Origin of the sequence: Sphingomonas sp. GM_Shp_1, assembly GCF_026540895.1 — a bacterium.
Taxonomy (GTDB): Bacteria; Pseudomonadota; Alphaproteobacteria; order Sphingomonadales; family Sphingomonadaceae; genus Sphingomonas.
In genome coordinates this window covers 23049-40693 of sequence record NZ_JALNUR010000017.1, presented here as the reverse complement: position 1 = coordinate 40693, position 17645 = coordinate 23049, and the positions used below count along the sequence as shown (strand labels likewise).

Sequence of the window (17645 nt, the reverse complement as noted above, 5' to 3'; positions counted from 1 at the left end):
ATGCCGCCGTCGCAGTTTAGAGGCGTGACACAGCGTTCATGATCGATCGAGGGAGGCCGAGATCAGCGACACCGAACTCCCCGACCTCGAAACCGAGACCCAGCCGCCCGAGACCCAGTTGGACGAGGACGACCGGCTGAAGCCCGAATATGTGACGGCGGTCCTCGCCGCGCTCTACGCGGGCGACGACGAGGGCGCGCGCGCGCTGGTCGAGCCGCTCCACCCCGCCGATATCGCCGATCTGTTCGAGCTGGTCGGCGACGAGGAGCGCGTCCATCTTGCGCGGGCGGTCGCCGACCTGCTGAATGGCGACGTCTTCGCCGAGATGAACGACTATGTGCGCGAGCAGCTGATCCAGGCGCTCGAACCGCATGAAGTCGCCGACATCGCCTCCGAACTCGACACCGACGACGCGGTGGCGATCATCGAGGACATGGACGAGGACGAGCAGCGCGCCGTGCTGCGCGCGCTCGACCCCGACGACCGCGCCGCGATCGAGGAGGCGCTGTCTTTCCCGGAGGAGTCCGCCGGCCGCCTGATGCAGCGCGAGCTGATCGCGGTGCCCGAACATTGGACGGTGGCCGAGACGATCCAGTTCCTGCGCGACGATGACGAGCTGACCACCGATTTCTGGGAAATCTTCGTCGTCGACCCCGGCCACCGGCCGATCGGGACGTGCCAGTTGTCCTGGATCCTCCGCGCGCCGGGCGGGATTGCGATCGGCGACGTGATGAAGCGCGAACAGACGCTGATCCCGGTCGACATGGACCAGGAAGAGGTCGCGCTGCGCTTCCAGAAATATGCGCTGATCTCCGCCGCCGTGGTCGATGGCAGCGGGCGGCTGGTCGGCATGATCACCGTCGACGACATCGTCCACATCATCCAGCAGGAGGCGGGCGAGGACGTGCTGCGCCTGTCGGGTGCGGGCGAGGGCGACATCAACGAGCCGATCCTCGACAGCTATAAGAGCCGCGTCCGCTGGCTGATCGCGAACTTGGTGACGGCGATGGTCGCCTCCTCGGTGATCGCGGCGTTCGAGGGGACGATCGCGCGGATGGTGGCGCTGGCGACCCTCATGCCGATCGTCGCGGGTGTCGGCGGCAATGCGGGAACGCAGACGCTGGCGGTGACGGTGCGCGCGCTCGCGACCAACCAGCTGACCCGTTCCAACACCGCGCGCGCGATCATGCGCGAAATCCGCGTGGCGATGATGAACGGGGTGACGGTCGCGGCGGTGATCGGGGTGGGCGTGAGCCTGGTCTTCGCCAACCCCGCGCTGGGCATGGTGATCGCGGCGGCGATGATGACCAACATCCTGGTCGCGGGGCTGGCGGGCGTGCTGGTGCCGGTGACGCTCGACCGGTTCGATGCCGACCCGGCGGTGGCATCGTCGGTGTTCGTGACGATGACGACCGACTCGATCGGGTTCCTGGCGTTTCTGGGCCTGGCCACGGCGGCGGGGCTGACGGGGTAAATCCTCCCCGGCACGGGGAGGGGGACCGCCGCGAAGCGGTGGTGGAGGGGGCGTGCCGCGAGGGCCGTCCTGTGGGGCGATCCCCCTCCACCATCCTGCGGATGGTCCCCCTCCCCGTGCCGGGGAGGATTTTTACCTCGCGATCAAAACTATGGCGGTCGCCCCGTACCATGGGTATGGTGGTCGCTTGCGCAGCCGGGGGGCCGCGTACATCCATCACCCGCCCCAAGCGGCCCAGTTAAGCAGCGCGCATGAATCGTTTTGCCATCGGTATCGCGGGTATCCTTGTCATTCTGGCGATCGCGGTCGCCCTGTCGACCGACCGGCGCGCCATCCGCCCGCGCGTCGTCGGCGCGGCCTTTGCGCTCCAGGCGGGGATCGCGGTCCTTGTCCTCTACGTGCCCTGGGGCAAGAAGGTGCTGCAATGGCTGTCGAGCGGGGTCGCGGGCCTTCTCGGCTATGCCAATGAGGGGACCAAATTCCTGTTCGGGGCGCTTGCCTCCGATCCCTTGGGCCGCAATTTCGCGATCCAGGCGCTGCCGGTCATCATCTTCTTCGCCGCGCTCGTCTCGATCCTCTATTATCTGGGGATCATGCAGCTTGTCGTGCGCTGGCTGGGCGGTGCGATCGAGAAGGTGATCGGCGTGTCGAAGGTGGAGTCGCTCTGCGCCGCCGCCAACGTCTTTGTCGGCCAGTCCGAATCGCCGCTCGTCATCCGCCCCTATCTGGCGAGCCTGACCCCGGCGCAGCTCTTCACCGTGATGACCAGCGGCATGGCGGGCGTGGCGGGCACGATCCTGGCGGCCTATGCCTCGATGGGCATCTCGATCGAATATCTGCTGGCGGCCAGCTTCATGGCGGCGCCCGGCGGCATCCTGATGGCCAAGATCATCATGCCCGACCGGATCGAGCCGCCCGCCGGACAATTGCCGCTGGGCGACGTGATCGAGGACGAGAAGATCTCGCTCGCGGAAGCCACCCATGACGAGGAAAAGCCCGCCAACATCATCATGGCGGCGGCGCAGGGAGCGCAGACCGGGGTGAAGCTGGCGGTCGCGGTGGGCGCGATGGTGCTGGCCTTCGTCGCCCTGGTCGCGCTGGCCAACGGGCTGCTGGGCGGACTGGGCAATATGATCGGGATTCCGGGCCTGAGCTTCCAGGCACTGCTGGGTTATGTGTTCCAGCCGATCATGGCGTTGCTCAACGTGCCGTGGAACGAGGCGGGGATCGCGGGCGGCCTGTTCGGCGAGAAGATCGTGCTCAACGAGTTCGTCGCCTATATCGATCTGGGGAAGCAGGCCGCGCAACTGTCGCCGCGCACCGTCGCGGTCGTCACCTTCGCGCTGTGCGGCTTCGCCAATTTCTCGTCGATCGCCATCCAGATGGCGGTGACGGGCAGCCTCGCGCCCAACCAGCGGCCGACCATCGCGCGGCTGGGCATCCGGGCGCTGATCGCGGGGAGCCTGGCCAATCTGATGTCGGCGGCGCTGGCGGGGTTGCTGATCGGCTGACGGGCGGGGGCTTGCCCCTCCACCACCGCTTCGCGGCGGTCCCCCTCCCCAAGCACAGCTTGGGGAGGATTGGGGTTACCGCGTGGGCACCGGCTCCGCGCCCGAATAATCGTAGAAGCCGCGCTTCGTCTTGCGGCCATACCAGCCCGCCTCGACATATTTGATCAGCAGCGGGGCGGGGCGGAACTTCGGGTCGCCGGTGCCCTCGAACAGCACGCGAGTGATCTCCAGACAGGTGTCCAGCCCGATGAAATCGGCCAGCGTCAGCGGCCCCATCGGATGGTTCAGCCCCAGCTGGCATGCCGCATCGATATCGGGGATGGTCGCCACGCCTTCGCCCAGCGCGAAGATCGCCTCGTTGATCATCGGCATCAGTACCCGGTTGACGATGAAGCCCGGTGCGTCGTTGGCGTGGACCACACGCTTGCCCAGTGTTTGCGCGAAGGCTTCGACCGTGGCGACCGTCTCGTCCGAGGTGGCGAGGCCGCGGACCAGCTCGATCAGCCCCATGACCGGCACGGGGTTGAAGAAATGCACGCCGACGAAGCGCCCCGCATCGGGCGCGGCCTGGGCCAGCCGGGTGATCGGGATGGACGACGTGTTGGTCGCCAGGATCGCGGTGTCGGACAGATCCTTGCCGACCTCCTCGAAGATCGCGCGCTTGATCGCTTCCCGCTCGGTCGCGGCCTCAATCACCAGTTCGCAGCTTGCGATGGCGGAGAGGCTGCCCACCGGCTCGATCCGCGACAGCAGCGCATCCGCCTCGGAGCGTGTCGTCTTTTCCTTGGTCACCAGCCGGTCGAGCGCCTTGGCGATTCCCGCCTTGCCCGCCTCGGCCCGTTCGGCGGACACATCGGCCAGCTTGACCGAATAGCCCGCCGCCGCCGACACTTGCGCGATGCCCGCGCCCATCTGCCCGGCGCCGATCACACCTACCGACTTCATCACGATACTCTCCTTATTCTTTGACAGTCGCCCTATCCGTTTCGGAACGTCACCGCCAGCAAAGGGGTTGGTCCAGCATGATTCGCATCGCCGCATTCTTGATCCTCATCGGCTTCGCGATGCCCGCCACGGCGGCGGACCCCGATACGCCGGTTCCGTCCAAGCTGAAGCTGTTCCGCGACTGGATCGTGACCTGCGATAATGGCGGCGGGTGCGAGGCGGCCTCGCTGTCGTCGGAGGACGGCACATTGCAGGATGCCGGGCTGCTCGTCCAACGCGCCGCCGACGGGACGGTCGCGGTCAAGGTCGCGGACATGACCGGCAAGGCGCAATCCGCCAGGGTCCGGATCGATGGGCGGGCGGTGGCGACCGTCCCCCTGCCGCAGCAAGCGGAGGGATGGCTGCGCAGGGCCCCCGCGACCGCGCTGGTCGCCGCCATGGTCCATGGTCGGCGCGCGGCGATCCTGACCCCCGACGCCAAGCCCGTGTCGCTGGCCGGCGCGTCGGCGGCCTTCCGCTATATGGACGAGCGCCAGAAGCGCGCCGGGACGACCAGCGCCTTGGTCGCGAAGGGGACGGCGCGGTATCGCGGCAAGCCCCCCGTCCTGCCCATCGTGCGGATCGTGACGCCGCCACCGGGCGCGGCGCCGTCCATCCCCAGTGCGGCGATCGCCGACATGCGGCGGCGGCTCGATTGCCGCAACAGCCTGGGCAGCCCGGTCAGCGCCGAATCCTATCGGCTGGACCGGCGCTCGACACTGGTGCTGATGTCCTGCGGCGCGGGGGCGTATAATTATCTGGTCAAGCCGCTGATCTGGCGCGACGGGCGGCTGGCCCCGGCGCGGTTCGACTTCGCCTTTCCCTTCGCCGAGGAGGCCAAGCCCGGCGGTGCGGTGACGTTGGTCAACAGCGAATGGTCGCCGACCGGACGCCTGTCGAGCTGGGGCAAGGGCCGGGGGCTGGGCGATTGCGGCGACCGGCAGTCGTTCGGCTGGGACGGCACGCGCTTCCGGCTGCTGGAGGCGGCGAGCATGACCGAATGTCGCGGCGCGATCGACACGCTGCATGTCTGGCGCACGCGCCCCGTCGCCATGGCGGCGCGATAGGCAAGGGAGAGAGGATCATGCTCGAACATCTGCCCGCTTGGCTGGGCAAGGCGATGAGCGGCTGGCGCGCCGGGGTCGAATCGATCGCGGTGGTCCGGCCCGAACTGGCCCCGCCCGCCGCGCTGTCGCTCAGCAGCCCCGCCTTTGCCGACATGGCCCGTCTGCCCGAACGCTTCACCGCCGATGGGGAAGGGGTGTCCCCGCCCTTGATGTGGGGCGATCCGCCGAGCGGGACCGCGATGCTGGCGCTGCTGGTCGAGGATGCCGACGCGCCCACGCCGCAGCCGCTGGTCCATGCGATCCTGTGGAAGCTGCCGCCGCAGGCCGGGGACCTGCCCGAAGGCGCGATCGCGGCGGATGGTGCGGGAACGCCTGAAGGCGGCGATGTCGGGCGCAATTCCTATTTGAGCGAAGGCTGGCTGCCCCCCGATCCGCCGCGCGGGCACGGCGAGCATCGTTACGTGTTTCAGCTTTTCGCGCTGGATAGCCTGGTCGATATCGGTGGCGCGACACCGGGGCGTGGTGCGCTGGTCGAGGCGATGGCGGGGCATGTGCTGGCCGCCGGGGTACTGACCGGCACCTATTCGCGGGAAGAGGAAGCGCCGGTGGGCCCGGTCGGCGCGGTGGCTTCCGCCTGATCGTCGGAGGGGCGGCGGTCGGGCATCAGCGGTGATGGACCCGACCGCGCCATGGTGAAGGCGCCGTCACCGATCAGGCGATCGGAAAGATCGGCGCGGCGCTGGTGATGGCGAGACCGGCGAAGACGACCGCGCCGACGAAGGAAACGAGGATCTGGCGAGCCTGGAACGAGGTGAACATGGTGAAACTCCCTTGATGGTCCGGTCGTCCAACCATTTGGCGACCGATGCCAACAGCTTTGCAGGGAGCGTGCCATTTCGATAAGTGACGGAAATCAGGCGTTTTTATTTTGATAGTCCAGAAATTGGGAATTTTCGCCAACGACCCTGCGGATTCTGCGCCATGTCGTGGCGCAAATCAGGCGTCGCCGAACGCGCGGTCGCGGCCTTCGTTCTTCGCGCGGTAGAGAAGCGCGTCGGCGCGGGCGAAAAGCGTTTCCTGCGTATCGTCGGGGTGGAAGGCGGTGATCCCCGCCGAGAAGGTGATCGGCCCCAGCGCCTCCCCCGTCTCGCGCACCCGCAACTGCCGCTCGCGCAGCGTGTCGCGGGCGCGTTCGACCAGTGCGAACGCCTCCTGGTCCGACAGGCCGGAAATCAGGATGGCGAATTCCTCGCCGCCATGACGGCTGACCAGATGGCCATGGCATTCCTTCGCCAAGATATTGCCGATCGCCAGCAGGACCCGGTCGCCCACCCCATGCCCATGCTCATCGTTGATCCGCTTGAAACGATCGACGTCGCACAGGGCGAGGTGGCAGGACGGAGTGCCCTGGAAGCACTGGACGAGCGCTTCGTTGAAGGCCAGCCGGTTGGCCAGCCCGGTCAGCGGGTCGCGCCGCGCCAGCGCCCGCGCCTCGCTCAGCTTTTCGCGCAGCGTCTCGGCCTCGGCCGTCGCTTCCTGCAACCGGGCCTCGGTGGCGTCGATCCGCTTCAGCATTTCACCGGTCAGCGTGGCGAGCGTGCTCAGCCCGATCGCGTCGCCGCGCTGGAGCTCTTCGGCATTGCGCGCCAGATCAACGCCGAAGGCGGAGGTGTCCGCCTGGATGCCGCGGATGATCGCGGCGAAGGTCTCCACCTGATCCTGGGTCTGTTCGGCCAGCGCGTCGGTCTGCGCCTCGGCGGGGGGGACGATCAGCTGCGAGCGGCTGCGGGGCTTGTGCGACGGCGATGGCGCGGCGGGTTGGGACGCGTTCTGCGGACCCCCCAGCCGGGAGATATCGTCGCGGTGCAGCCGGACGCCGCCGTCGATCAACGCCGCCACTGCCCGTGCCAGACTGCCGTCCGGGTCGGTCATGATCGCGTGGACGAACGCATAATGCGCCGGATCGGGGGACAGACGATGATCGTCCAGAAACCGGCCGATTCGCCGATACAGGTCATCGGTCGCGTGCGTCACGTTACGCCCGCCCCGTTCCGCATAATCCACCCCCGGCATCGGACGCCCCCGTCCCCCCTGCTCAGCGACGGGTGTCCAAGTCGCGCACCGCCGCCAGCGTGGTGGCGACATGCTCGGCCGGGTTCATATCGTCATGGACGAAGGCGATCTTGCCGTTGCGACCGATGACGTAGCTGGTGCGCGAGGTGATGTCGCGACCCTCGATCTGACGGCCCAGCGCCACGTCATAGCCCTTGACGATCGCCGGACCCGCGCTGGCCACCGGGAACTTGCCCGCGCATTCCGCCTTGGAAAAGGCGGCGAGCTTGTCGACCGGGTCGGCGGACATGCCGATCACGCGCGCACCGGCGGCGCGGAAGGCGTCGATCTTCTCGGCGAAGGCGCGCGCCTCCGCGCTGCATCCGCTGGTGAAGGCGGCGGGGAAGAAATAGAGGACGACCGGGCCATGGCGCAGCTGATCCTTCAGGTTCAGCGTGAAGACCTTGCCCGCCACCGCGCCGCGCGTGGTGAAGTCGGGGGCGGTGGCCCCCGGGCGAAGCGCCGCCGCAGCCGGAACCGCGGCCATTGCCAGAAGAACGCCCAGCAGTACGCGCATCACTCCACCTCTCATATTACCTATGCGTCAAACGTATCGCGTCGCGGGATTGGCGTCCATTGCTGATACATCCAAGCTGGCCTATCCCATGCCCCATGTCCGTACACTCTGCCGATATCGACCTGGCATTGAAGCTGGCCGACACCGCTGGTGCCGCCATCCGGCCTTATTTTCGTCGCGAGATGGGGCTGGAGATCAAGGAGGATCGGTCGCCCGTCACGCTCGCCGACCGGGAGGCGGAGGCCGCCATGCGCCGCATCCTGGAGGCGGAGCGCTCCGGCGACGGGATTCATGGCGAGGAATATGGCGTCAAGGCGGGCGTGACCGGCCGGCAATGGGTGCTCGATCCGATCGACGGGACGCGCAGCTTCACCGTGGGTCGCCCGATCTTCGGCACGCTGATCGCGCTGGTCGACAATGGCTGGCCGGTGCTGGGCATCATCGACCAGCCGATCGCGGGCGAGCGCTGGCTGGGCGTCATGGGCCGCCCGACCCTGTTCAACGGCCAGCCCGCCCGCACCCGCCCCTGTCCCGAACTGGCGGGGGCGACGATCGCGACGACCAGCCCGCATCTGTTCGAGGATGACGACGTGCCGCACTTCATGGCGCTGGTCGGGGCGATCAGCGGCGACAGTCCGCGCCAGGGGCCTGTCTATGGCGGCGACTGCTATAATTACGGACTGGTGGCGAGCGGGCATATCGACATCGTCTGCGAATCGGGGCTGAAGCTGCACGACTTCGCCGCCCTGGTGCCGGTGGTCGAAGGGGCGGGCGGGCGCATGTGCGACTGGAACGGCGATCCCCTGACCGCCGACAGCGCGGGCCATGTACTGGCGATCGGCGACCCCGCGCGGACCGAGGAGGTGTTGGAGGCACTGCGCAATGTCCCGCACGGGGATCACCATCACGATCATTGATCGCGCCGTGGCGAGGTGTGGGCGGTGAAGGCCATCGCCCCCCGATTGCGGTCCGTCATTCGCCACGGCATCCTGCGCGCATGAGCAAGATGGATCGGTTGTGGGCACGGTATTGGGGCATTCGCGATAACCGTCGGGTCGGTCACCGTATGCCGATCTTGTGGCATCTCGCCCTTCGAGGCGACAGTAACGCCATGGTGGAGTTGGGCAGCGAATTGGCCAAGGCCGGTCGGTTGGCGGATCGGTTCAGCCAGAGCGGTCTGGCTTACTCGGCCTATCGTAAGGGCAATGCTTTGGGTGCGCAGCATTTGGCGATGAATGCGTTCAATCGGAACGATCTGCGCGGTTACCGGCATTGGCTCAACAAGGCCGGGCGAGCGGGAGATCGAGAGGCTGTTCAAGAGCTTCGGCGTTTCGAGCTTCGCCTACCCCATGCCGACGCGGCATCGATCCGCCGTAGACGCCCTTACAGGCGGTCGCACGAATGACGAAAGCGCGACGCGTTCGGGACTAGGGCCGATCGACGTTCGGATATGCTCTTCTTTTCCCTCGCCCCTCACAGAGGGGAGAGGGTTGCGCAGACTTGGTCTTTGCGAAAGCAAATGCCTAGTCGGAGCTGGGTGAGGGGTGTGCGCTCGTAGAGCGCGCGAGTCTCCGGCTCGCTCGACCCCTCACCCAAGCTTCGCCAGCCAGCAGGCTGGCAAGCTCCGCTAACCCTCTCCCCTGTCCAGGGGAGAGGGAAAAAGGAGTAGCGGGAATGTCGATTGGCCTCAGAAAATCCCCAGAAACTTCTTCCGCTGCGCCTTGGCCTCACCGGGATTGCCGCGTCCCTTCTCGTCTTTTGCTGTCGTGCCGCGACCGACATCGTCGCGCTGGTCGCCCTTGGTCGTTCGCTGCGCACTCGCCCGCGCGCCCGACAGGACCGGGCCGCACGCTGCCGCCTTGGCATCGCCGACATCGACGAACGCCAGCACCCCGGCCAGCGGCGTCGCCACCACCGCCAGCCCCAGCCCGGCCCCGGCGCGGGCGAGCAGGTCGCCGCTGATCGGCTGGATGGCGGGCGAGACGAAATGGCCGGTCAGCCCGACCGGCGACTGGCCGGAGAACAGGCTGAACTTCTTGGCGTCGGCGCGGATGGCCAGATCGATCGCCTCGTTGCGGAAGCTGAAGCCGCCGCGCCCGATGATGACGTTCTTCGACGTGTCGATCAGGATCGGGTCCGCCGCCGCCACCCCGCCGCGCACGGTGAAGGCGATCAGCCCGCAATTGATTCGAACCGGCTCCTTCAACCGCTCTTCAAACATCTTCTGGACGAAGGTGCCCAAATCCAGCTCGGCCAATTGCACGTTGCGGGTCCATAGCGACCCGGCGGGCAGGACGAAGGCCATGCGGCCATTCGCACTGGCCAGCGAATCATGGATGGTGTCGCCGCGCCCCTCCAACTGGATACGGCCCTTGACCGTGCCGGTCGTCCCCGCCTCCGCCACGCCCCATCCGGCGAGCAGGCGGCCGAGCGGCGTCGGCGACAGGCGGACGTCATAGGCGATCCGGCTGGGCCGGGGCCGCGTGTCGAAGATTAGGTCCGACGCCACATCGCCCCGCGCCATCGCGAAGCGGAGCGGCGAGAGGGTCAGCTTGCCGCGTTCCAGCTCCAGCGTCAGGTCGACATTGGAGATGGGCACCCGGCGCGACCGCACCGTGCGGATCGTCCATTTCAGATCGGCATCGAATCGTTGCATCGTCGCGATCGGCAGCGCGGCGTCGGGCAGCAGCATCTGCGGCCCCACCCCGGTCGCGGCGGCGGCGGCCTGCGCGCCCTTGCTCGCGACGATGTCGGGATTATAGCCGATGAAAGGCGCGGCATCGATGATGTCGAGCTTGGTGGTCGCCAGTTCCGAGTCGAGATGCAGCCGCTCGCCATTGGTGACGGTCAGCTTGCCCGCCACATCGCTGTCCCCGAAATGGCCGGTCATCCGGGTGAAGCGATAGACCTCGCCGTCCTTCACCAGTTGCGCGCGCAGGTCATAGGTGCGGGTGCGCGGGATGACGACGCCGATCACGTCGAGCAGCGTCGACAGGTCCTTGCCGCGTGCGCGCGTTTTCAGCGGGACGTTCTCGATCGCGGCGATCGAGGGCAGAGTGCCTGACACGTCCACCACATTGCCCGCCGCTCGCATCCGGGCGATCAGCTCATTCCTGCCGCGATTGGCGGTGGCGTCGGGCGACAGAAGCCGGGCGGTCAGGGTGAAGGGCGTGGCGCGGATCACGCCCTTGCCCCGCACCCCCACCGCCTTGCCGATCCGCGCGTCCTGCGACCGGATGTCGTCCAGCGCGAGGTCCGCCGTCACCCGCATCCGGGGATCGCGATAGCGGACCGTGGTGCCGGTCACATCGGCCGTGTCGATTCGCGGGAATTCCAGCGGCTTGCCGCCCTTCTTCTCGCTGAAGGTCCATGTGTTGGTCCGGTGGTCCGGCGTCCATTCCAGGTCGACCGCACCGTTCGTGAGCTCCAGCCAGGTGAAGCGCCGTTTTCCGAACAGCAGCGACAGCGGCGCGATCCGCGAATCGATCCGGTCGGCGGTGAACAGGTTCGGGCGGCTGGCCCAGCCGGGGTTGGAGATGGCGATCTTCTCGGCGACGAACTTGATTCGCCACGGCGCGAAATAAAGCTGGAAGTCGCCGCCGACGCGGACCGTCCGATGGGTCAGCTTTCCAACGATCGACTCGAAGGGATGGCGCAGGAACCGCCCCTTGGTGACGAACAGCACCAGCCAGATCGCGGCGATGACGGTGATGAAACCGATCAGGACGCGCAACGCCCATCGCCGCCAGCGGCTGCGGGCGGCGGTCGGGCTGGCGGGGGTGTCGGCCGCAGGCGCCTGATCCATGACAGCCCCAATCGCGCAAGCGGAGCGCTGGTTCCCTGGGGCTCTCCACCGCTCATCGGTTGCAATCCGGCGCGGCTTGGTCTAAGCGGCCCGCTTCCCGAGCGAGGTGTCACGAACGGCCCGGCCATCAGGGCTGCCGCGGCCGTTTCTGCCTTGCTCAAAGCGAAAGGAAAAAAATGCCCAAGCTCAAGACCAAGAGCGGCGTCAAGAAGCGCTTCAAGCTCACCGCGACCGGCAAGCTCAAGCACGGCGTCGCCGGCAAGCGCCACCGCCTGATCAGCCATAACGGCAAGTATATCCGCCAGAACCGCGGCACCTCGGTCCTGTCCGATGCCGACACCAAGACCGTGAAGGCCTGGGCGCCTTACGGCCTGAACTGATTTCTGGAAGGATAGAGAGATATGGCACGCGTCAAGCGGGGCACGACCACCAAGGCGAAGCATAAGCGGATTTTGGAACAGGCGAAGGGCTATTATGGCCGTCGCAAGAACACCATCCGCATCGCGCGCCAGGCCGTCGAAAAGGCCGGTCAATATGCATATCGCGACCGTAAGGTTAAGAAGCGGACCTTCCGTGGTCTGTGGATCCAGCGCATCAACGCGGGTGTCCGGGCCGAGGGCCTGACCTATTCGCAGTTCATGCACGGCCTGAAGCTGGCGGGCGTCGAACTGGACCGGAAGGTCCTGGCCGACATCGCCATGCACGAGGGCGAAGCCTTCAAGGCGATCGTCGCCCAGGCCAAGGCCGCTCTGCCGCAGGCCGCGTAATTCGCGACTGACGGACTAGCGCCGGAAATCAGGAAAGGGCGTCGGTGGGTTCCACCGGCGCCCTTTTCCTTTGGTTTTCGATGGAGCGTTCCTCCGGCTCTAGCCTTTGCTCCTCCCCGCTCCCACATGCCCCGTGACATGGCGCTTCATCTGACCAAGGTCGCGTTCGGGGCGACCAGTATCGATCATCTGACGGAACGGCTGAAGATCCGGGCACAGGAGGGGCCGGTCTTCCTGACCACCCGCTATCTGCCCAAGCGGCATGAGGAAGTGGCGGGGCAGGGATCGCTGTTCTGGATCCTGAAGCACCAGCTCGTCGCGCGCTCGCCGATCCTGTCCTTCGGAGAGGCGGAGGGCGGGCGGTGCGCCATCCATATCGACCCCGAACTGGTGCTGGTCCAGGCGCTGCCCCGCCGCGCGCATCAGGGATGGCGCTATCTGGAGGCAAGCGACGCCCCGCCCGACCTCAGCGGCGCGGCGACGGGGATCGAGACGATGCCGCCGGTGCTGGTCGGGAAACTGGTGGAACTGGGTTTGATATAGGGCGCGCCCATTCCTCCCCTGAAAGGGGAGGGGCACCATCCAAGGGATGGCGGAGGGGTGTCCCCATCGCGAGGATCATGAACCTCGCAACTGGTGACACCCTCCGTCAGGGCTGCGCCCTGCCACCTCCCCTTACAGGGGAGGATCATGGGGCGTTATCCGGCCGGTACGACGTTCAGAATTTCGGACCCGCCACCGCCGCGCGGGTCTTCTTCGGCGTTTCAGCGAACAGCTTGGCGATGGCGGTGTTGCGGGGGTCCTGCGAGGCGTATTCGCGCGCGGTCAGGCCGGCGACATTGTCGGCCTGGTCGGGATCGGCCCCGGCGGCGAGCAGTTCGCGGACCATGCCAATGTCATAACGCTGCACCGCGCGAATCAGCGGGGTCTCGCCCGAGGCATTGCCGATATTGGGATTGGCCTTGGCGGCGGTCAGGATGCGGATCATTTCCGACTGGCCGCCGCCGACCGCCAGCAGCAACGGGGTGTTGCCGCGCCCGTCGCGCAGGTTCGGATCGGCGCCTTTCTGGAGCAGGAAGCGCAGATAGGTCTCGTCCCCGCGCTTGATGACGATGTGCAGCGCGCCCTCGCCGCTGGTCACGTCGCGGGTGTTGATGATGCTGGCACCCGGACGGTCCAGCATGTTGGTCACGTCATTGCCCTTGGCCTCGCGCACCGCCTGGAGGAACTTATAGCTTTCCGACTGCATCATCTGCGCCGTGGCGGGCATGGCGATGACACCCAGAAGCGCGGCGGCGAACAGGGGGCGAAGGGACATGAAAGGTGATCCTGAGCAATGGAGCATGGCTTGCAACCGGCGATTTATCACAGCAAGGCTGTCGACGTCATGACCCGAATATTCCCGTCCGCCCTGCTGCCGCTGGCCCTGATGCTGGCCGGTTGCGGCTCCCCCCAGCCGGAGGCGGAGCCGCCGCTGGTGGGGGCGAAGATCGGCGGACCGTTCCGCCTGACCGCCGCCGATGGCCGCACCGTCACCGACCGCGACTTCGCCGGGCGGTATCGCATCATGTATTTCGGCTACAGCTTCTGCCCCGATGTCTGCCCCACCGACATGCAGGCGATCGGCGCGGGGCTGAAGCTGCTGGAAAAGAGCGCACCCGAAAAGGCGGCGCGGATCGTGCCGATCTTCGTCACCGTCGATCCCGCGCGCGACACGCGCGAAGTGGTCGGCCGCTTCGCCACCACCTTCCACCCGCGCTTCGTCGGGCTGACCGGTACCGAGGCGCAGATCGCGGCGGTAGAAAAGGCCTATGCCATCGTGGCGCAGAAAGGCGATCCGTCGCCCGGCGGCGGCTATCTGATGAACCATAGCAAGCAGGCCTATCTGATGGACCCGGACGGCAAGCCGATGGCTTTGCTGCCGTCGGACGAGGGGCCGCAGGCGGTCGCCGCCACGCTGGACCAATGGGTCCGGTGATGGAGCGCTTCTGGGAAAAGCCGATCGAGAGCCTCGACCGCGCGCAATGGGAGGCCTTGTGCGACGGTTGCGGCAAATGCTGCATCCACAAGCTGGAGGATGAGGAGACGGGCGAGCTGGTCGCGACCAACGTCGCCTGCCGCCTGCTCGACCGGCGGAGCGGGCAATGCTCCAACTATCGCCATCGCCGCGCCTATGTCAGCGAATGCGTGCGGCTGACCATGGGCAATGTCCGCTCGATCGACTGGTTGCCGACCACCTGCGCCTATCGCCTGCGCGCGGCGAACGAACCGCTGCCCGAATGGCATTATCTGGTCTGCGGTGACCGCGAGGCGGTGCATCGCGCGGGCCAGTCGGTGCGCGGCTGGACGATCAGCGAGGACGATGCCGGGGATTTCGAGAATCACATCGTGGACCGCGAATTGTGATCGACGAGGTCGTCCGTCACCCGACCGCCAAGACCATCCGCCTCAGCGTCGATCCCGCCACCGGGACCGCGCGGCTGATCGTGCCGCGCCGGGCGGGGCTGAAATCCGCGCTCGCCTGGGCCGAGGAGAAAAAGGACTGGATCGCCGAGCAGCGCGCCCGCCTGCCAAACCCGCGTCCCTTCGTGCCCGGCGCGACGATCCCGTTCGGCGACGTGACGCTGACGCTGGAATGGCGGGAGGGGCGGGCCCGCGTCATCCAGCGCGAGGGGAACCGGCTATGCGCCTCCGGCCCGATCGAGACGCTGGGCCGCCGGGTCGAGGCATGGTTGAAGCGACAGGCGCTGGAGGTGCTGGCGCGCGAGACGGCGGAGGTCGCGCGGGCGGCGGGTGTCACCGTGACCAAGGTCAGCGTCGCCGACCCCAAGGCGCGCTGGGGAAGCTGTGCCTCCACGGGCGCGATCCGCTATAGCTGGCGGTTGATCCTGGCGCCCGATTTCGTCCGCCGCGCCACCGTCGCGCATGAGGTCGCGCACCGCGTCCATATGAACCACGCGCCCGTTTTCCACGCGCTGGTCGCCGAATTGCTGGGCGAGGATCCGGCGCCGGCCACCGCCTGGTTGCGGCGGCACGGCGCGGGGCTTCACTGGTTCGGACGGTCGTCCTGACGATCGCGGGTTGAACCGCGCGGCGGGTTGGGATTGGCCCGCCCCTCGCGCGCAGCCCCGCCATTGCCGCGCCCGGTCACCCGGTCGATCCATGCCTGATCCAGCCGCTGTTGCGGGGCGGGGGCTTGTGCGGGCGGCTGACCCGAGGGTTGCGACGGCACGGGTGCGCCCGGTTGCGGCTGTTGGATCGGGACGGGTGCACCGGGGTCGCGGCGGGTGGGGATTTCCATCGTCTCGTCGCCTTCCTGCGTATCTCCGGCGACCGGAGGGGGCAGGGGATTGCCATCGGCATCGACCCCGGCCACGCCATTGTCGGGCTGACCGAAATAGCTCTCTTCATCGGGCTCCAGCTGCCAGTCGGGCAGGGTCACCTGGGTATCGAACTGTTCGATCGGACGGTTGGCGGTGGCGACGCGCATATAGTCGGCGAAGGCCTTGGCGGGGGCGCTTCCCCCGTGCAGCCCCGCGACCGGCTTGGCATTGTCGCGGCCCATCCACACGCCGGTGGTGATCCCGCTGGAGAAGCCCAGGAACCAGCCGTCCTTCAGACTGGTCGTCGTGCCGGTCTTGCCCGCGACCGGGCGACCGATCTGCGCGGCGCGACCGGTGCCGGTGTTGACCGCGGTCTGGAGCAGGTCGGTCATCTCGGCGGCGACGAAGGGCGCGACCAGCACATGGCTGCGATCCACCTCGTGCGTGTAGATGGTCTGGCCGTTCGCCATGACCTTGGTGATGCCATAGGGGGTGACCTTCACCCCCTTGTTCGCGACGCTGGCGAAGGCGCTGGTCATGTCGATCACCCGCACCTCCGACGTGCCCAGCACCATCGAGGGGTGGGTGTTGACCGGCGTCGTGATGCCGAATCGGCGCGCCATGTCGGCGACCGTCTGGAACCCGACCTCCTGGCCCAGCTTGGCCGCGACGGTGTTCAGCGAATAGGCAAAGGCGGTACGGAGCGAGACGCTGCCCGAATTGCGGCGCGAATCGTTGCGCGGGGACCATCCGTCGATGGTGACGGGCTCGTCGACCACCTGATCCTCGGGCTTGTGCCCGGCCTCCAGCGCGGCGAGATAGACGAACAGCTTGAACGCCGAGCCCGGCTGGCGGACCGCCGTCACCGCGCGGTTATAGTTGGTGGAGACATAATCCTTGCCCCCCACCATCGCGCGCACCGCCCCGTCGCGGTCCAGGCTGACCAGTGCGCCCTGCGTCCCCGCAGGCGCGTTGGCGCGGATCGCGGCATCGGCGGCACGCTGCATATTGAGGTCGAGCGTCGTCCACACGTCGAGCGGCGCGGTCTGCTCGTCGATCAGCGTGTCGAGCTGGGGCAGCGCCCAGTCGGTGAAATAGCGGACCGAATTCTGCTTGGGTTCGGGCGCAAGCTTCAGGGCCTGCGGATCGGCCTGGGCGGCCTGGGACGCGGTGATGAAGCCGTTGCGCTCCATCTGGCTGATGACCACGCCCGCACGGCCCACGGCGGCCTCGGCATCGGCGGTCGGGGAATAGTTGGACGGCGCCTTGACCAGCCCGGCGATCACCGCCGCCTCGGACAGGCTGAGATGATCCGCACCATGGCCGAAGAATTTGCGGCTCGCGGCATCGATGCCATAGGCGCCGCCGCCATAATAGACCTTGTTCAGATAGAGTTCGAGAATCTGGTTCTTCGAGAATTTCAGCTCCATCGCCAGCGCCAGGATCCCTTCACGGATCTTGCGTCCGAACTTCTTCTGGTTGTTCAGGAAGATCGTGCGGGTGATCTGCTGGGTGATGGTCGAGCCGCCCTGTTTCCAGCGTCCCTTTTCCAGCCGCACCTCGACCGAGCGGGCGATGCCGATCGGATCGACGCCGGGATGCTGGCGGAACCGGCGATCCTCGACCGCGACGGTGGCGTCGCGCATCACCTCCGGAATACGCTCATAGGGCAGCCACTCGCCATAGCTCGGCCCGAGCGACACGATCACCGTGCCGTCGGCGGCATGGACGCGGATCATCTGGCCGTTGGGCGAGGACTTGAGCTCCTCGAAACTGGGCAATTGCGACTTGGCGACGAAGACCGCGACGGCCAGCGCGCCGACCGCCAGCACGGCCAGGCCGATCAGGATCTGCAGGGTTACGACGATCCGGCGCCGCCAGGGAGAGCGGGGCTTGGAGGAGCGGGGCCGGGGTGACCGGGAAGACGACGCGCGAGGCATGGGACGGCTCGCGAATTACAGGGCTTTGACCATGACCACAAGCGGGATGCCCGACCCGATATTGCGGCGTGATGAACCAAAGATCGGCATGGCCCCGCAAAGCTGTTAATTTTTTGTCCGTGATACGCTAATAGAAGAAGCGAAG

At 67.3% G+C, this 17645-nt stretch carries 18 protein-coding genes; 12 read left to right on the top strand and 6 right to left on the bottom strand.

Features of this window, described 5'->3' with window-relative positions:
* Window positions 1-61: 61 nt before the first annotated feature.
* Both mgtE and OXQ33_RS10425 read left to right on the top strand, forming a co-directional pair.
* Entirely contained in the window at window positions 62-1474 is a 1413-nt protein-coding gene (mgtE, locus tag OXQ33_RS10430) for a magnesium transporter (RefSeq protein ID WP_267434654.1), read from the top strand.
* 251 nt (window positions 1475-1725) lie between these two features.
* Complete coding sequence (locus OXQ33_RS10425) at window positions 1726-2985, top strand: NupC/NupG family nucleoside CNT transporter (protein ID WP_267434614.1); 1260 nt, start codon at window positions 1726-1728, stop codon at window positions 2983-2985.
* A gap of 75 nt (window positions 2986-3060) precedes the next feature.
* Here the strand turns inward: OXQ33_RS10425 and OXQ33_RS10420 are convergent, their stop codons facing one another.
* The gene (locus OXQ33_RS10420; protein WP_267434653.1) at window positions 3061-3930 is read right to left on the bottom strand and encodes a 3-hydroxyacyl-CoA dehydrogenase NAD-binding domain-containing protein; all 870 of its coding nucleotides are present in this window, start codon (window positions 3928-3930) and stop codon (window positions 3061-3063) included.
* A gap of 77 nt (window positions 3931-4007) precedes the next feature.
* On the opposite strand from OXQ33_RS10420, the gene OXQ33_RS10415 reads away from it, so the two are divergent.
* Both OXQ33_RS10415 and OXQ33_RS10410 read left to right on the top strand, forming a co-directional pair.
* Window positions 4008-5036 (top strand): DUF1176 domain-containing protein, encoded by a 1029-nt coding sequence (locus OXQ33_RS10415; RefSeq protein WP_267434613.1) that lies wholly within the window; start codon window positions 4008-4010, stop codon window positions 5034-5036.
* Window positions 5037-5053: 17 nt separating this feature from the next.
* Window positions 5054-5674, top strand: a complete 621-nt coding sequence (locus OXQ33_RS10410) for a YbhB/YbcL family Raf kinase inhibitor-like protein (RefSeq protein WP_267434612.1) — start codon at window positions 5054-5056, stop codon at window positions 5672-5674.
* Window positions 5675-6032: 358 nt separating this feature from the next.
* Here OXQ33_RS10410 and OXQ33_RS10405 read toward each other — a convergent pair whose 3' ends face one another.
* Both OXQ33_RS10405 and OXQ33_RS10400 read right to left on the bottom strand, forming a co-directional pair.
* Complete coding sequence (locus OXQ33_RS10405) at window positions 6033-7070, bottom strand: GGDEF domain-containing protein (protein WP_267434611.1); 1038 nt, start codon at window positions 7068-7070, stop codon at window positions 6033-6035.
* Window positions 7071-7131: 61 nt separating this feature from the next.
* A complete protein-coding gene (locus OXQ33_RS10400) occupies window positions 7132-7665 on the bottom strand; it encodes a peroxiredoxin (RefSeq protein WP_267434652.1) in 534 nt (177 codons plus the stop codon).
* Between the two features lie 95 nt (window positions 7666-7760).
* Between OXQ33_RS10400 and OXQ33_RS10395 the strand changes: the two genes are divergently transcribed.
* Together OXQ33_RS10395 and OXQ33_RS10390 are read left to right on the top strand one after the other, a co-directional pair.
* On the top strand, window positions 7761-8582 hold the full coding sequence (locus OXQ33_RS10395) for an inositol monophosphatase family protein (protein ID WP_267434610.1): 822 nt from the start codon (window positions 7761-7763) through the stop codon (window positions 8580-8582).
* 80 nt (window positions 8583-8662) lie between these two features.
* Window positions 8663-9070, top strand: coding sequence for a hypothetical protein (locus tag OXQ33_RS10390; protein ID WP_267434609.1), 408 nt, complete (start codon window positions 8663-8665; stop codon window positions 9068-9070).
* 282 nt (window positions 9071-9352) lie between these two features.
* Here the strand turns inward: OXQ33_RS10390 and OXQ33_RS10385 are convergent, their stop codons facing one another.
* Entirely contained in the window at window positions 9353-11470 is a 2118-nt protein-coding gene (locus OXQ33_RS10385) for an AsmA family protein (RefSeq protein WP_267434608.1), read from the bottom strand.
* Between the two features lie 176 nt (window positions 11471-11646).
* Between OXQ33_RS10385 and rpmI the strand changes: the two genes are divergently transcribed.
* The 3 genes from rpmI to OXQ33_RS10370 all read left to right on the top strand — a co-directional run bounded on the left by rpmI (window position 11647) and on the right by OXQ33_RS10370 (window position 12780).
* Window positions 11647-11850 (top strand): 50S ribosomal protein L35, encoded by a 204-nt coding sequence (gene rpmI / locus OXQ33_RS10380; protein WP_007406658.1) that lies wholly within the window; start codon window positions 11647-11649, stop codon window positions 11848-11850.
* Window positions 11851-11871: 21 nt separating this feature from the next.
* On the top strand, window positions 11872-12237 hold the full coding sequence (gene rplT / locus OXQ33_RS10375) for a 50S ribosomal protein L20 (protein ID WP_175311849.1): 366 nt from the start codon (window positions 11872-11874) through the stop codon (window positions 12235-12237).
* Between the two features lie 138 nt (window positions 12238-12375).
* Window positions 12376-12780, top strand: a complete 405-nt coding sequence (locus tag OXQ33_RS10370) for a DUF1489 domain-containing protein (RefSeq protein ID WP_267434651.1) — start codon at window positions 12376-12378, stop codon at window positions 12778-12780.
* A 175-nt stretch (window positions 12781-12955) separates the two neighbouring features.
* Here the strand turns inward: OXQ33_RS10370 and OXQ33_RS10365 are convergent, their stop codons facing one another.
* On the bottom strand, window positions 12956-13555 hold the full coding sequence (locus OXQ33_RS10365) for an ankyrin repeat domain-containing protein (protein ID WP_267434607.1): 600 nt from the start codon (window positions 13553-13555) through the stop codon (window positions 12956-12958).
* Between the two features lie 69 nt (window positions 13556-13624).
* Between OXQ33_RS10365 and OXQ33_RS10360 the strand changes: the two genes are divergently transcribed.
* Genes OXQ33_RS10360 through OXQ33_RS10350 form a run of 3 tightly spaced genes read left to right on the top strand, consistent with a single transcriptional unit; the run spans window position 13625 to window position 15308 of the window.
* On the top strand, window positions 13625-14215 hold the full coding sequence (locus tag OXQ33_RS10360) for an SCO family protein (RefSeq protein WP_267434606.1): 591 nt from the start codon (window positions 13625-13627) through the stop codon (window positions 14213-14215).
* Window positions 14215-14643 (top strand): YcgN family cysteine cluster protein, encoded by a 429-nt coding sequence (locus OXQ33_RS10355; protein ID WP_267434605.1) that lies wholly within the window; start codon window positions 14215-14217, stop codon window positions 14641-14643. Before OXQ33_RS10360 ends, OXQ33_RS10355 begins: the two co-directional genes overlap by 1 nt.
* Window positions 14640-15308 carry a SprT family zinc-dependent metalloprotease gene (locus OXQ33_RS10350; protein ID WP_267434604.1) on the top strand — a complete coding sequence of 223 codons (669 nt, stop codon included), beginning with the start codon at window positions 14640-14642 and terminating at the stop codon, window positions 15306-15308. Before OXQ33_RS10355 ends, OXQ33_RS10350 begins: the two co-directional genes overlap by 4 nt.
* Here OXQ33_RS10350 and OXQ33_RS10345 read toward each other — a convergent pair.
* Complete coding sequence (locus OXQ33_RS10345) at window positions 15284-17500, bottom strand: PBP1A family penicillin-binding protein (protein ID WP_267434603.1); 2217 nt, start codon at window positions 17498-17500, stop codon at window positions 15284-15286. The two genes, OXQ33_RS10350 and OXQ33_RS10345, sit on opposite strands and share 25 nt — an antisense overlap.
* Window positions 17501-17645: the final 145 nt, after the last annotated feature.